10 protein-coding genes are annotated in these 14,721 nt (G+C 49.1%); all 10 read right to left on the bottom strand.

Features of this window, described 5'->3' with window-relative positions; translation table 11 throughout:
- Window positions 1-47 precede the first annotated feature (47 nt).
- On the bottom strand, window positions 48-1,577 hold the full coding sequence (gene nifK, locus MKY16_RS05450) for a nitrogenase molybdenum-iron protein subunit beta (protein ID WP_340954471.1): 1,530 nt from the start codon (window positions 1,575-1,577) through the stop codon (window positions 48-50).
- Window positions 1,574-3,022, bottom strand: a complete 1,449-nt coding sequence (nifD, locus tag MKY16_RS05445; protein ID WP_209950054.1) for a nitrogenase molybdenum-iron protein alpha chain — start codon at window positions 3,020-3,022, stop codon at window positions 1,574-1,576. Before nifD ends, nifK begins: the two co-directional genes overlap by 4 nt.
- 88 nt (window positions 3,023-3,110) lie before the next feature.
- Complete coding sequence (nifH, locus tag MKY16_RS05440) at window positions 3,111-3,977, bottom strand: nitrogenase iron protein (RefSeq protein WP_069010331.1); 867 nt, start codon at window positions 3,975-3,977, stop codon at window positions 3,111-3,113.
- A 6-nt stretch (window positions 3,978-3,983) separates the two neighbouring features.
- On the bottom strand, window positions 3,984-5,483 hold the full coding sequence (nifB, locus tag MKY16_RS05435; protein WP_340954467.1) for a nitrogenase cofactor biosynthesis protein NifB: 1,500 nt from the start codon (window positions 5,481-5,483) through the stop codon (window positions 3,984-3,986).
- A gap of 312 nt (window positions 5,484-5,795) precedes the next feature.
- On the bottom strand, window positions 5,796-8,243 hold the full coding sequence (locus tag MKY16_RS05430) for a rhamnogalacturonan lyase (protein WP_340954464.1): 2,448 nt from the start codon (window positions 8,241-8,243) through the stop codon (window positions 5,796-5,798).
- 373 nt (window positions 8,244-8,616) lie between these two features.
- The gene (locus MKY16_RS05425; RefSeq protein WP_340954463.1) at window positions 8,617-11,895 is read right to left on the bottom strand and encodes a DUF5704 domain-containing protein; all 3,279 of its coding nucleotides are present in this window, start codon (window positions 11,893-11,895) and stop codon (window positions 8,617-8,619) included.
- Window positions 11,896-11,899: 4 nt separating this feature from the next.
- Window positions 11,900-12,844: a stalk domain-containing protein gene (locus tag MKY16_RS05420; protein ID WP_340954460.1), complete on the bottom strand. Its 945-nt coding sequence runs from the start codon at window positions 12,842-12,844 to the stop codon at window positions 11,900-11,902.
- Between the two features lie 464 nt (window positions 12,845-13,308).
- Window positions 13,309-13,935, bottom strand: coding sequence for a response regulator (locus tag MKY16_RS05415; protein WP_340954457.1), 627 nt, complete (start codon window positions 13,933-13,935; stop codon window positions 13,309-13,311).
- A gap of 261 nt (window positions 13,936-14,196) precedes the next feature.
- A complete protein-coding gene (locus MKY16_RS05410; RefSeq protein ID WP_340954454.1) occupies window positions 14,197-14,403 on the bottom strand; it encodes a hypothetical protein in 207 nt (68 codons plus the stop codon).
- Window positions 14,393-14,656 carry a hypothetical protein gene (locus MKY16_RS05405; RefSeq protein ID WP_340954452.1) on the bottom strand — a complete coding sequence of 88 codons (264 nt, stop codon included), beginning with the start codon at window positions 14,654-14,656 and terminating at the stop codon, window positions 14,393-14,395. The genes MKY16_RS05410 and MKY16_RS05405 overlap by 11 nt, the downstream gene beginning before the upstream one ends.
- Window positions 14,657-14,721 lie beyond the last annotated feature (65 nt).

Below are 14,721 nucleotides of genomic sequence, written 5' to 3'. Positions count from 1 at the left end.
TTGAATCACAAGCCAAGCTGCCAACTTCCATCTACGCGATACAGCAATTAGCGCACCAAATCAAAGCTATGATCCGGAGCCTGCTCTTCCATGACATCCAGTACGGTATTCACGAATTGGGTAAGCAGATTCAGCGTACCCTGGTAGCCGATAATCGGATAACGATGTAGATGATGCCTGTCGAAGATCGGAAAGCCCACACGGAGCAAAGGAATTTTCGCCTCTTTCGCCGCAAACTTCAGATGGGAGCTTCCAATAGCCAGGTCCACCGGGTCCTGGAACAGTAGCGAACGCATATGCCACAAATCCTGACCGGAATGAACCGTGGCTTCTGCACCGTAAGGGCTGGGCTTCAGCAGAAGCTCTGCTTCCTTCTCAAATTTTCGGTCCCCATTGGAGCAAACAATATGCACCGGCTCCATGCCCAGCTCCAGACAAAAGCCAATCAGGCCAATGAGCATATCCGGGTCTCCCGCCATAGCCACCCGTTTGCCGTGCAGATAAGCATGTGAATCCATCATGGCATCCACAATTCGAGCGCGCTCCTGCTTTAATGCCTCAGGAATCTCTCTTCCTGATAGACGACTGATCTCTTCAAGTAAGCGATCTGTAGCACGGATACCCAGCGGCGTGGAGATGGGGGACACCTGCTGCCCCCAGGTTTGCTTCATATAGCCTAATGTTTTACGAAGAGAGTACTGCTGGATCGCCAACGTGCCAGCAGCATCTGCAGCCTTGGGCACATCCTCAAGCGGCGTTCCCCCGTAATAGTAGCTGTACTCTCCAGTAGCCCCTGAATCAAAATTACTGCTGTGGTCACCCAGAATAGTATACGGTACACCGAACATTTCCAGTATGCGCCGCATTTCCGCAAAATTGCCTGTATACCCGTCAAACCCGAGCAGTACATTCAGCTTCAATTCATGGCCAGGCTGCGGCGTCCGGCCTGACTTGTTATACAGCGTCTCCAACACAGAGCGTAGCATGGCGTCATAACCTGTAATATGTGAACCGGAGAAGCTGGGGGTATTGGCAAAAGGAACCGGCAAATCCTCGGGAAGGGCTCCCTCCTGACGTGCATTAGCCAGAAAGGCGGACAGATCATCCCCGATCACCTCTGCCATACAGGTCGTGCAAACCGCAATCATCTCCGGCTGATACAAGGCTATGCAGTTCTCTATACCGTCAATGAGGTTGCGCATGCCGCCGAATACGGCGGCATCCTCGGTCATCGAGGTGGAGACGGCAGGAACAGGCTCTTTGAAGTGGCGGGCAAGATGACTGCGAAAATAAGCCGTACAGCCCTGTGAACCATGAATGAACGGGAGCGTTTTTTCGAAGCCCAGTGCAGCCATAACCGCTCCCAGCGGCTGACAAGCCTTGGCCGGATTCACGACTACGGCTGTACGGGCAAAATTCTTGTCTTTGTATTCCTTGGTCTTGGTGTACTCCAGGGTGTCGGTAACCTCCTCCGGCGAACACGGGGCCTCGAAGGCTCGTTTTTCTTCACGCTGGCGTACATATTTATCCTGCCGAAACAGCTGATTGTGATCGACAATATTCTGACGCTCGCTCATACCGATACCTCCGCAGTCTGCCGGGACGGCAGCAGGCTCCATACTGGACTGTTTATGGTCATATCCATATCACGTGCAAAAATCTGGAAGCCGTCAAAACCATGATAAGGCCCGCTGTAATCCCAGGAGTGCATTTGACGAAAGGGAATGCCCATTTTGTGATACACATATTTCTCCTTGACTCCGGCGCCCATTAAGTCAATATTCAGCCGCTGGGCCAATTCCTCCAGCTCATAAGCCGCTGGATCATCGTACAGAATAGTGCCTTCCTTTACATCGGGAAATGTCTTCTCGTAATCATCCTTATGGGCAAATTCGTAGCCTGTAGCCACAATTTCCATCCCCAGATCCTCATAGGCACCGATGGTATGCCTTGCCCGCAGTCCGCCAATCAGAAGCATCACCTTTTTACCTTCCAAACGTGGGCGGTATTTACGGATGACCGCCTCCATCTGCGGCATATATTGGGCGATGACCTGCTCACATTTTTCCTGAATCGTCTCGTCAAAGCGGGCAGCAATCGCTCTTAGGCTCTCCATCGTCTTGGTCGGGCCGAAGAAGTTATATTCCATCCAGGGAATTCCGTATTCCTGCTCCATCGTTGTGCACATATAATTCATGGAACGATGACAATGGATCAGGTTGAGCTTGGATTTGTGCGCAATCCCCAGCTCATTGATCGTACCGTCCCCCGACCACTGCGCTATGACCCGCAGTCCCATTTCCTCCAGCAAAATGCGCGAAGCCCAGGCATCACCGCCGATATTGTAGTCCCCGATAATGGAGACATCATAAGGTCCACACTCCTTTAGCTCCCGGCGCCCCATTAGAAAATCGCGGATAGCATCATTGGCAATGTGATGGCCCAGAGACTGACTCACCCCGCGAAAGCCCTCACAGCGTACGGGAATGACCGGAATGCCCAGCTCCTCTGTCATCTTCTTGGCCACAGCCCCGATATCATCACCAATCAGTCCGACCGGACATTCAGATTGCACGGAGATGCCCTTAGCCAGCGGGAACATCTCCTTAATTTCCCTACAGATCACCTCTAGCTTCTTATCTCCGCCGAACACGATATCCTTTTCCTGAAAATTGCTTGTAATCTGCATGGCGGTAAAATTATCGATTCCCAATATCCCATTCGCATAATTACGTCGAGTACCCCAACTGTATTGCCCGCAGCCAATGGGACCATGGCTAATGTGCACCATGTCTTTAATTGGGCCCCATACCACACCCTTGGACCCTGCATAAGCACAGCCCCTTGCTGTCATGACGCCGGGTCGTGATTTCATGTTGGACTTGATGGAACAGGTCCCGCAGTTCACAAGCTCCTCATCCGCGATCTCAAAATGCTTGGTCCGGTCCTTCTTGGCCTTCTTGGGATATACCTCCAGTATCTCCTCTACGATCTGCTTACCCTTATCCACAATACTGCTCATTTGACCTATTCCTCCCTCCTGCGAGCTGCGCGTTCAGCTCCTCCCATCATCACACGATGATTCCGTCATTAAGCCTTCTGGCTACAGCCTACTGCCCGGACGCCTCAGCTTTGTTAATTGCGGTTTCTTCATCCTCAATAATGCCGAATTCCATCAATAGATCCTCCAGCTCTTCCATGGAAATAGGGGTGGGAACCGTTAGCATGTCATTATTCAAAATTTTACCTGCCAGCTCTTCATACTCCGCAGCCTGCTTATGGTCCGGGTTGTATTGAGTTACAGTCATACGGCGCAGCTCAGCGTGCTGGACAACATTATCACGCGGCAAAAAGTGGATCATCTGCGTGTTCAGTCTTCTTGCAAGCTCTGTAATCAATTCCGCTTCCAGGTCCGTATTCCGGCTGTTGCAGATTAAGCCGCCCAAACGCACCCCGCCGCTGTTGGCATACTTCAAGATCCCGCGTGCAATATTGTTGGCAGCGTACATAGCCATCATCTCGCCTGAGCATACGATGTAGATTTCCTGCGCCTTCTTCTCCCGGATCGGCATGGCGAAGCCCCCGCACACGACGTCCCCCAGTACATCGTAGGATACGAAATCCAGCCCTTCGTAGGCCCCCTCTTCCTCCAGAAAATTAATGGCCGTGATAATGCCGCGCCCTGCACAGCCGACACCAGGCTCCGGCCCACCGCATTCCACGTTCAGAATGTCACCGAAGCCCTTCTGGACAACGTCCTCCAATTCCAGGTCCTCCACCGTACCCCTTTCAGCCGCCAGATGCAGCACAGTCTGTTGGGCCTTCGTATTCAAAATAAGACGGGTGGAGTCTGCCTTGGGATCACAGCCTACGATCATAATTTTTTGTTTGAATTTGGTCGCGAGTTGAGCCAGTGTATTCTGCGAGGTTGTCGATTTGCCGATACCGCCTTTACCGTAAAACGCAATTTGTCTCATATTTTTTCAGCCTCCAAAATGTTCAATGGGTAGATCCGAATGACTGCCCTTAACTCCCTTATTACGCTTACTTCCCTTATTGCTCTGCACAGGATACATATAACGTAGAAATTTTACATATTCCAGAACGGATTCCTCAATATCCCCGCCGCATACAATAGGCAGCACGCCAGCTTCCTGCAATGCCTCTTTGGGGGCCTCGCCTATGCCGGCCGACAGCAGCAATGCACAGTCATGCACCATGGAAAGGATCTCCTTCATCGTCTCAGCCTTATCTCCATTGCAATCGGCTTTCCCATGGCAGTAGGATTGCACCTTACGAATGCCTATGAAATTTACGATAATCCCGTCGCTTTCATAGATCATAAATTCCTTGGCACGGCCGAAATGCTGATTCACCTTCCCTCCGCCACGACTGGCCACAGCGATTAGGACTGGCTTTGAGGTAAAGCTCACTTCAGGCTTATCCCCAGATAACGGGCAGCTACATCCAGCCCCGGTTGACGGTTGTTTGGGGTGCGATTGTCCCTCCTTGCGTTCCATTCTCACTCTCACCTTCTCATCCAGTTCTTTCTGAAATTGTGCCCTTGCCTCTTCCTCCATGGGAGGAGCAGCCGCAATGTTCTCCCATGTAAAATCCTGATTGCGATCCTCGCCCAGCAGTCCAATCGCATCCGCCCTGCACTGACGGCAATGGCGCATAATGACAGCTCCCGCTTCAGCACATTTCTCCTGCAGCTGCCGGACCAGGCGGGGACGGGGGGCACGCATCCCTTCCTGCTCATATCGGCTACCAGGTGCGATGATGAGCGGCATAATGTTGTGCAGCACTGCGCCGTGCTCCTTGACCACCCTGGCTACCTCCGGCAGATGGGCATCATTGACTTCGGGAATCAGCACCGAGTTCACCTTGCACAATACGCCTCTCGAAGCCAGCATCTTCAAGCCTGCCAGCTGGCGGTCAATCAACAGCCGTGCGGCCTCCTCTCCTGCATAGCGTTTTCCTTCATCGTAGACCCATCCATAAATACGGCTCCCCACCACTGGATCTACAGCATTGATCGTGATCGTGACATGCGAAATGCCCAGATCTACAATCCTGTCGACATGCCTGATCAAAGTAAGGCCATTCGTGCTGAGACAGAATATGACATCCTTAACTGTCTCACGGACCCGGCGGAAGGTATCGAAGGTCGCCTCCGCATTGGCCAGCGGATCTCCAGGTCCCGCAATGCCGACAACGGACAGCTGCATCAGCTGTGCCGCTACGCCATAGGTCTTGTTAGCCGCCTGCTCCGGCGTAAGCAGTTCACTAACAACGCCGGGACGGCTTTCATTGACGCAATCGAATTTGCGGTTGCAATAATGGCACTGAATATTGCATGCCGGGGCTACTGGAAGATGAATGCGCGCAAAATAGCGATGTGCCTCTTCGTTATAACAGGGATGTCGTCTGAGGGTTTCTAATGCTAAGGGGGTTTCCGAGAGATCAGCTAAAGAGTCCATTCATTCCCTCCTCTCTACGTTATATTCCCTTACATAATTCTCTATTTTGTCTGGAATATAATTACATCTTAGAGACAGGGACAAATACAGTCAATTCACTTCTCCATGAAATCTCTGTTATTTATCCTCATTTCACATATGTGTCAAATTTCACGTTAGGTAATATATCACAACATTTACATGTGCGCGGTTACATTTTATATTCTCAATAACATCAAGACGTAAAAAAAGAGAGTCCGTAAATACGGCTCTCCTTTTGAGATAAGAAACTTTAATTTTTTATTATATATTTTGGGAAATAGTCTCCGCTTATCATTCCTTCACATCTATTTTCGTCCCATCGACTATCGTTCCATCGACTTCTTTTTCATCTACCTCTGCTGCCTCTACTTCATCCGCTTCGTCACTGCTCTCTTCCTCTATTAAGGCTTTTGGCGTGTAGAGCTTGGGAATCGGCACATTCGCCCAATCCATATCGGATGCAAAATAAAAGCTCGTGTAGGACGGCTGGTTATACCCGGTATTTTGACGCGCCACATCCGTGCGATACTGCGGATCATGCATCAACGTGTACAATTTATGCGTTGTAGGCTCGGTGCTCAAATAGATACGAATCACTGAGCTATCCGCTGTACGGACAAGCATTTCCTCGCGCCAATCTCCGAAAATGTCGGCTACCAGCGATGGCGTTCCTTTCGTATAGTTGTTCGTTTTGGTTCCAGTGGCGGTCAACAGTGTACCTCGTTTCCAATCTTCAATGGTTGGGGTTACATCAATTGCGCCGTTTACGATTTGTGTGGTCATATCGGCTGCCCATTTGATACTCATATTGGTACCCGGTATCTTCGTATCCAGCTGTTTACCCGCTGCGGTCCATAGGCCTATGGCCCAAGTCTCCAGACCTCGCTGATCCGGGTCTATGTCACCGACCATTCCCCGACCAGTATCCTTGCCGGAGTATGCGCCGTAAATGATTTCACCCGTTTTGGCATCCCGCAAAGAATAGCCATATGGAGCGTAGGTGCCACCTTCATGTACCATAAAGATTTCTTTGCCGGGACGATCCGGGTCAATATCGGTTACATGCAGCGCATCACCATGTCCCAATCTGGCGGTTTGACCCGGAGTTGCGCTTTCAGGAGGCATGACATCAAATGAGCTGTACAACAGGCTGCCATCATGGTCAATCGTGGCGGAACCGTATACGATTTCGTCCTTGCCGTCACCCTCCACATCCACCACGCTCAAAGAATGCGCTCCCTGTGTGGTCAAGGTGCCAAATTTCGGGTCCGTTCCATCACGCCCGTGCGGACTATCGTTAAATGGATTGGTCATCGGTGCCCAGCCACTGTCCACCATCCAATGTTTTTGGAGATGGCGGCCATCCCATGTGTAGGTGGCCAAGGTGGAACGCGTATAATAGCCGCGTGCAAATACGGCGTACGGCTTGCGTCCGTCCAGGTAAGCCACACCTGCCAGGAAGCGGTCTACACGGTTGGCGGGTTCAATTCGGGCCATAGCGTAGTCGCCCCACATGAGGCCATCGTCATGACGCTCCGGCTCATAGCGGATGGTATCCAGCTCAGCACCCGTTTTCCCCTTGAAAATCGTCAAATACTCCGGTCCATCGACAATAAAGCCCTCGAACTCTCTCAGCTTGTTTTTGTCGCTCCGTGATGGGGCATATACATCCATAAAGTAGTCTGTCAGGCTTTCCGCATCCTTTCGGGATAACGGATAACTGTACTTCGGAGCGATGCCAAAGCATTCCTCCAGCGTAGCAGGCCATTGTCCCTTGACCACTTCTTCATGCTTCGTCCAGTTCATGAACATGTTCACCACATGCTCATAATAATCCGAACGACTCAAACGGTAATCGTCCTCATGTGTAATCCCTGCTTTGCGATCCTCACGTGGCAGAGTAATATACTTTTCTTTTTTCGCCTTGCCCTTCTTATCAAAAGAAATCGTTTTGGTCCCTGGAGCCGTTTTGAACATCAGCTCGGCTTTACCATCGCCATCAAAATCGTACACCATCATCTGTGTATAATGCGCACCTGATCGAATATTCACGCCTAAGTCGATCCGATACAACAGCTTGCCTTCGGCCGTATACGCATCGACATACGTATTTCCGGTGTACCCCTTCTGAGATACATCTTTGGAGTTCGACGGATCCCATTTTACAAAAAATTCATATTGCCCGTCTCCATCCACATCCCCCACACTCATATCGTTGGCCGAATAAGTATAAGATTCACCTGCGGGTGTTACGCCATCGCCAGGCTTTTGGAGAGGAAGTTCATAGTAACCCTGTTGCCATGGCTTCACTTTGGCGCTACGATCCTTTTCCCGTCCATTAACGACTGAAGCTACTCTATATACCGATTTCCCATTTCCTTCCTTATCTACATAGTTGGTGCTGTCGGTCACTGTCGCGATCTTCTTACCGTCACGGTATACGTTAAAGTCCGCTCCTGTCAGCCCTGTTGAACCGTAGCCATTCACTTCTTGAGCCAATAACCGCCAGCTTAAAAATACCCCCTCCTGTGTCACCGCAGCTACCAGTCCGCGATCCAGCTTTTCCAGCTGAATGCTGCCGCTACGGTTCTGTTCAACTGCAATGGCTGATTCCGCCTGTAGTGTCGGTTCGGACAAATCTTCCGCAGCCACTCCTCCAGTCGTGCCCGTCATCGCCAGCATGGTTGCCAGCGCAGCGGTCAAGGTTCCCTTTCGCCATGCGCCTTTCCTTTGAGCCATTCAAGTCGTCCTCCTCAATTGTATTGTGATGACAAGCAAGTACGCCAAAATGATTGCGCTTACATAAATTAATTCCCTATTATTATAGTTTTGCCGTTCCCCCAAACGCGTTTAAATATCCGAGGATTTCTCTACACAAAACCGTGTTGTTTACTCATTCCAAATAAAATAGCCCCCACCAAACCTATATGAAAACGGCATGCTAAGGGCTGAACACCGCCAAACTCCCCATGAAGACAGAGGAAGTAGGCAAAATCATATTCGCATAAACTCAAAAGGAAATATAAAAAAACGGACAGTGGATTGTTCCCATTGTCCGTTTTTTTATATTTCCTGCTAGTTATGGATTAGGATTTGTCTTGATTACTACAAGCTAGTGAGGGACAAATGAACTGAAATCGTCCCTACTCGACTGATCCGCATGATAAAATACTACATCCCCGTCCTGTAAATGAAAGGTATGCCCGTACGGGTCCTTTATCTCTCGGCGGTAACCCTCCAGTTGCCACTGGTTCAATAGCGGGCCATTTATATACTGTAAATGCGGATGCTCGGTGTCACCCTGACGCAGTGACTCCAAATTAAAGCGAACGACGATAAAGCCTGTTTTCTTGAATATATCCGTATGCTCGTTAAGCTCCTGACGGCGACTGACCTCGCGCAAATCTGTGCCTTTGGTGACTGCGTACACATCAGCAGGCAGGCTATATTCACCATACCAGCGCTGAATCGACGCATTAGCGCGATCCACATTGACCCCATCCGGCAGGTCTGTCTTCGGACCCATCAAGGTACGCACAGCCGCAGGCAGCACCAGCCAGTCGTAACGTCCAATCCAGGTCTTGCTGCGTGCAATACGGTGGGCATACAGAGAAACATAGCGTTCCAGCGTCGACTGGCTTTGCTCTGCTTCACTCAGCTCATGCTTGTATTGGTAGGCTGACGTGTCCTGCATTTCCTCCATCGGCACATTGCGCAGCCGTTCATTCAAAATAACATATCGCTTCTCCCGGTCCTCCGCCGATCCCAAACGGATAAATTTTCGGCTGCTGGAATGTGTATACAGATCCACCTCTTCCCGCTGTCGCCCATCCTTGCTCACCCAATAGAACGATGGCGTGATGCGAATACCGTCCTTGGCGCTAAACATATTGCCTTTGGTTTTGAGGTCAAACTTGAAATGGTAGCCTGTCTTGACTGCCACATTTGCATAACCTTCATGTGGGTGACTGCCGGGACGAATGGGCAAGGTGAATGGCTCCTGGTTCCCTCTCGGTAACCCGTCAATATTGCCAAGCCCCGTCCAATAGGACAGGCCGCTATGCGTCGGGCTCCCTTTTCGTTGCCGAAACACCCGCTCCCAATGGTAATCGGCAATATCCGTGATATGAAAATCATACATCCGTCCGATGACCTCTATATTTACCACATCATTGGCGACATGATGGGCGATATCCGTGTTGGCATGGCGCTGTTCGGTGAACCCGTCCGGAGCATTTTCGGCAATGGTACGGAACTCAACTGTGTAGTTGCCTTCATCCACCCACACGGGAAGATAAAAGTCTGTGTTGAGCTGCAGCACTGGAATGTCGATCCAGGTATCCCGCGGATAAAAATGCGTCTTTCCTTTGTCGTACACATCGAACGGAAAGCGAACCTGCTTGGTTCGTACATATTTGGCATACTCCCGATCACCATAGCCAGGAATATTCAAATGTGGACCTGCTGTTGAAATCGTCACCCGGAAAGGTCGCTCCAAAATAAGTGCGGATCGACCTTTCGTAGGTTGGGTTTTCTGATTATGAGCAGCATCGTCCGACACTTTAGACAGATTCACTACGGGAGTGTGGACAGTCACCGTATTAATTCCCTGTATCGGGAACGTTTTATCCGCACCTCCATTGATATTTCCTTTGAGAATAGCGTAAGTGATGTCACCGCTGCTGGGCGTATTGGGTTTATTGATCTTATGCTTTTCAATCATATGGCCCGGGCTGTACAGGATATCCGACCCGATTTTTACGGGTTCAGGGATTTTGCCAGGAGTCGGTCCCTTTTCCTTGACACGCTGGTGGTCCATGATCGTTTGACCGTTGAATTTCACAGTATCGTTTTCAACTTCCACGTCTGGTGTAGCCTTCTGGGCCACAGGCTCCAGTGATCTTTGTTCATTGGGCACCTTCGGCATACTCTTGCCGCCATAAATATAAAGTGAACCCCCATCGACGATGCCCGGAGAAGGAGCCGGATAGTATTTTCCGTTGGTCGCTGATTCTACAGACGGCGGCGTGTAATTCCTTGGTGGAATCGTAATACTACCTCCCGGCAGTGCATAGTTGCGTAGCTGCGCGTTCTTGATACCGTACACCTCAAGGTTGTCTATCACCCAGTAGGAGTACGGTTTCACAATTTCGTATTTGTAATACTCCACGACCTTCATGTGCCGGGTATCGTTGATATCTTCCCATTCCAGATCATACGTGCGCTTCAGCTTGACGTTGTAGGTGCACTCGCCTTTGAGCTGTTGGTAGGTGTTTTGAAACAGGTAATTCCGGGCCAGCACGTTTCCGTACAGGCTTTCAGAAGTTGGAATACCCTTGGCTACATCAAAACGTGACGCGCCTCGCTGATCGGCTTTAATAACGGCAGATACTGTCGGGTCCAATTCGGCAGTTTCCAAGCGCAGACCTGGAACAGGGCGGGAGCAGACAACACCTTTTGTTGGCTGTTCATGATCTTGGCAATCTGAGGGTGCTCCCTCTTGGCTTTCTCCAGGCTTCGGACAGCCCTGAGTTTCTTTGTAATACAAATAAGCGGTAAACTGTTCAAAAGAACCGTCATAGGTAAATCCGGGTACAATTCCCGGCAAAATATCTCCGCTTGGCGGTTTACCTGTCGTGCTTTTCTTATAACCCAAATACTCATATTTCGGGTTGGTTGGCGGGGGAAAATCATACGGTTGATCAGCTTTTAGTTCATCCTCTATTGGTTCAAATACGTTGTTAAGTGATTTTCCATCAGTGGTAAAATGCTTGACGATCAGACCACTCTCCAGTTCGATCTTGAACAGGATGGGCTGGTAGATGCGCCAGGCTTCTACTTCCTTTGCGCAGGTGGGGCAACTCTCCTCTTTTATATTCTCTGCTTGAACTTCTGGATTTAACCTTATGTTTACTGTAATCGGAATAATCGTGGTATCCGTACCAATTCCCTGTTTCTGGAATGGACGAACATCCTTATCATAATCTGTGCCTTTACTCATCGAGTAGGCATATTGTTCGTAGTTATCAGAACGGGATTCTCTAAAGTATTCTGGGTGATTCTCATTGTCATTTTTCGTATACAGGCTTGCTGTAACTGCCTTGATTTTACGACCCGGAAAACTAAATTTATAGGTAAATGTGGCTTCACCCTGCATGTTCTTATAAGGTTCCTTGCCGCCGTCTGTAACCCATTTACCCGCGGTATTCTTCCACATGTCGAAGTACATCATGCCGACAAAGTAACGGTCATTCTTGTCTGCAAAGTAGGACAACGGTGTAATTTCCGTATCGGCTACTGCCTTATTTGTGAGAAAAGAAAAAGGTGGGAACTGCAACAGTAGCAGTACCCCCACCAGCAATACGGCCAGAATGCGTTGTGCCTTCTTCATGCGTTTAATTACCTTTCCATGGGTTCACCATCATCGGAATATACTCCCTTGACGCTAATCCGAATGCAATATAGTCAATGTCTTGGAGTTTAAAAGATTTATAATTTTTTATGCCTTGAAAGAGTTCGTCTCCAGACGAATAAATTGGGTAATAGATCATCTTTGTACCATCCCCATTGTCTTTTGTCATTGCTCTAAAAGGAGTGCGAAGACGGGTATCATTGTATTTGGTAATGAAAAAAATGCTGCCTGCTGTAGACTTCGTTTTTACCCTTATTTGGAGATATGGTACGCCGCTATGCGCCGTGAAAGGTTCAACAGAATAAATATCGTTCAGTAGCTTAATAGGCAAATCAGATTGCTTGAAGGTCACTATTTTGTCGTATGGCTTGCCTGCAACATCATTAATGAGGTTGGGAATTGTGCCAATCGCCTTCTTATACGGCTCGATACTTACCGCCTTATGCCCCGTATCCTCCAGAGCAGCAATTTCCTTCTTTCCAATCCAGACCCAGCGACTAACTTTATCCCACTCCACCGTTTGTCCCAGACCCTCACTTACCAACCGCAGCGGCACAAAAGTACGGTTTTGCTTCAAAATAATCTTTGTCTCATACGTTTTGGTCTGCCCATCCACGGTAGCGGTGTTTTGACCCACTGTCATGTTAACAGCATGGGCATCATTTTTAATCGACACAGCCAATTGACCGCCTGTTTTCTCCCAGCCTACCTTAGCCCCTAGCGCTTCGGATACAAAACGAATCGGAACCATCACATAATCGTTACTATCCTGAAAAGGTTTAGCATCTGGAAACTGTATTTTTTTCGCGTTTAACAAGACTTCAATGGGCTTGGTGCTGCTTGCCGCCTCCGTCGTTGGAATCGTAATTGTCGCGCCCCATAGCAATGTGACTGCGGTCAAACTCAACATCCATTTTTTCATACTCATCTCTCTATCCCCTTTGTCGGCTTAAACTTTAAACTATGTATATCATCTCTAATTTCATAAACTTATCGCATCCCCACTTTCGGAAAATACTGGATACAACTTATATATTATAGGGTTTCCCTCTTACAAAATCTATAAGAAAAACTTCTAATACAAAGTATTCCAAACAAATAGACTCTATAAAGCAATCCCTCCCCCTCAATCATAGAACTGACTCATTAAAAAGTTTTATATTTCCGCAAAATATCAACAAAAAAGGGCTGCCTCTCCCCTATGAAGGAAGAAACAGCCCGTGTGCTTCACGCGCAAAAAACTATGAATATATCAACTCATACCACCATATGGATTATTCCAGCATCATCCAATATTTCTTATATCATAAATCATACCGGACGAAAAATCAAACGTTACTTTTTTCTCACGAAACATTTCAAAGATCATTCATGTATACCTGAACTTCCAGCTTAATAGAGTTGCTCATACAATGTTGACCATCCTCCCCAAACAATCTGCGGATACGCTGAATGACCCCGACTGCAGGACGCCACTGCTGGAGCAAATCCAGTAGTAGATACTCCCTGTACCCTGTACAATGGCTCCAATGAACGATGGCGATGAACGGCTTCCTCCTCGCTAGTCACCGGCTTGAGCCAATAATCGACCGCTTGAAGCGAGACTGCCTGACGAATATACGTCATAGATTCGTACCCTGTCAGGAATAATAACGGGGTCTGCTGATCCTTTTCTCGAATGGTTTTTGCTACGTTCAGTCCACTCATATCCGGTAAATTAATATCCAGTAAAATCATGTCCGGTCGCTCCTCCGTATACAAACGTAATGCCGTTGCGCCGTCCTCCCCTTTCTTATTCGGTTCAAATGGGTGCCAGTAAGGTAACTGAGGTGTACTGACCCGGCTCGCGCTTGTCACGGACAGTCCATATTGCGGAACATAATGCCGATGGCGTTCATGCACATTGCGCACCACAAAGCCAATAGCACTCCCCCGTTCCGCATCCAGCGACTTCCGGATATCGTTCAGACGCTCGGCTCCAATATCGCCCCCATCATCACTGACCGTCAAACGCAACATATCTCCTTCCCTTGTACCGGATAACATGATATAGCCACGGTCGGTGCGCCCTTCTAAGCCGTGGTAAATAGCATTTTCCGGCGAGCAGCTGGATGATTAGTTGGGTACATAAATCCGCAAATATCCTCCTCTACCTCGCAAATCCACTCGAGCGAATTCCTAAACCTGAACTGCTGCACCTTCACATAGGCGCTTACATGCTCGACTTCCTGTCCCATACTGATTTGCTCTCAGCCATAACTTAGCGAGATGCGAAAACATTTACCGAAGGCACCGATTACCTCTGCCATATCCTGTTGCCCATTTGCCAAAGCCATTCCCATCGACCGCCATTAATCGGCTCAATTGAAGCAGGGAGCGACGAATCGTGTCACTTAGCCGATAAGACACCATCCAGCCCAGCATCAATGCAATCAAAAAAGTCCAGATGGTCCAGGCACCAATTTTCCGCGCATCCTCAAACAGCACGGACTGATCGACTTTTTGTAGAAGCGTCCATTGTCCCTCGTTTAACGGGCCATAGGAAATCATCGTCTGGCGGCCGTTCCATGTTCTCGATTCCTTCGTAAGCACATACAGCCGATTTGGCAATCTGCCGCAATTCCGGCTTGGTCTCCAGCGTAGACTGCACGTCAGGATTGCTGAGAATAGCATTGGTCAGGTCATTCAAGTCGGAGAGCGTCGCATTGACGTAATTTTCACTCATTTGCCGGGACTGCATAGCCAGTGCTTCCTGCTTGCACCCAGAAATGTAATCTTGCTCTTGCTCATACTTTTTCCCCCATT

The organism is Paenibacillus sp. FSL L8-0641, from assembly GCF_038006265.1.
GTDB classification, from domain to species: domain Bacteria; phylum Bacillota; class Bacilli; order Paenibacillales; family Paenibacillaceae; genus Paenibacillus; species Paenibacillus polymyxa_D.
The sequence above is the reverse complement of the archived record's forward strand: the minus strand, read 5'-3'. Positions and strand labels throughout refer to the sequence as shown.

Bases quoted from the DNA above. Each gene is read 5' to 3' on its own strand.
- MKY16_RS05405 (WP_340954452.1), bottom strand. From the start codon at position 14,656: ATGCAGTCCCGGCAAATGAGTGAAAATTACGTCAATGCGACGCTCTCC.
- MKY16_RS05415 (WP_340954457.1), bottom strand. From the start codon at position 13,935: ATGTTGCGTTTGACGGTCAGTGATGATGGGGGCGATATTGGAGCCGAG.
- MKY16_RS05425 (WP_340954463.1), bottom strand. From the start codon at position 11,895: ATGAAGAAGGCACAACGCATTCTGGCCGTATTGCTGGTGGGGGTACTG.
- nifB (WP_340954467.1), bottom strand. From the start codon at position 5,483: ATGGACTCTTTAGCTGATCTCTCGGAAACCCCCTTAGCATTAGAAACC.
- MKY16_RS05420 (WP_340954460.1), bottom strand. From the start codon at position 12,844: ATGAGTATGAAAAAATGGATGTTGAGTTTGACCGCAGTCACATTGCTA.
- nifH (WP_069010331.1), bottom strand. From the start codon at position 3,977: ATGAGACAAATTGCGTTTTACGGTAAAGGCGGTATCGGCAAATCGACA.
- nifD (WP_209950054.1), bottom strand. From the start codon at position 3,022: ATGAGCAGTATTGTGGATAAGGGTAAGCAGATCGTAGAGGAGATACTG.
- MKY16_RS05430 (WP_340954464.1), bottom strand. From the start codon at position 8,243: ATGGCTCAAAGGAAAGGCGCATGGCGAAAGGGAACCTTGACCGCTGCG.
- nifK (WP_340954471.1), bottom strand. From the start codon at position 1,577: ATGAGCGAGCGTCAGAATATTGTCGATCACAATCAGCTGTTTCGGCAG.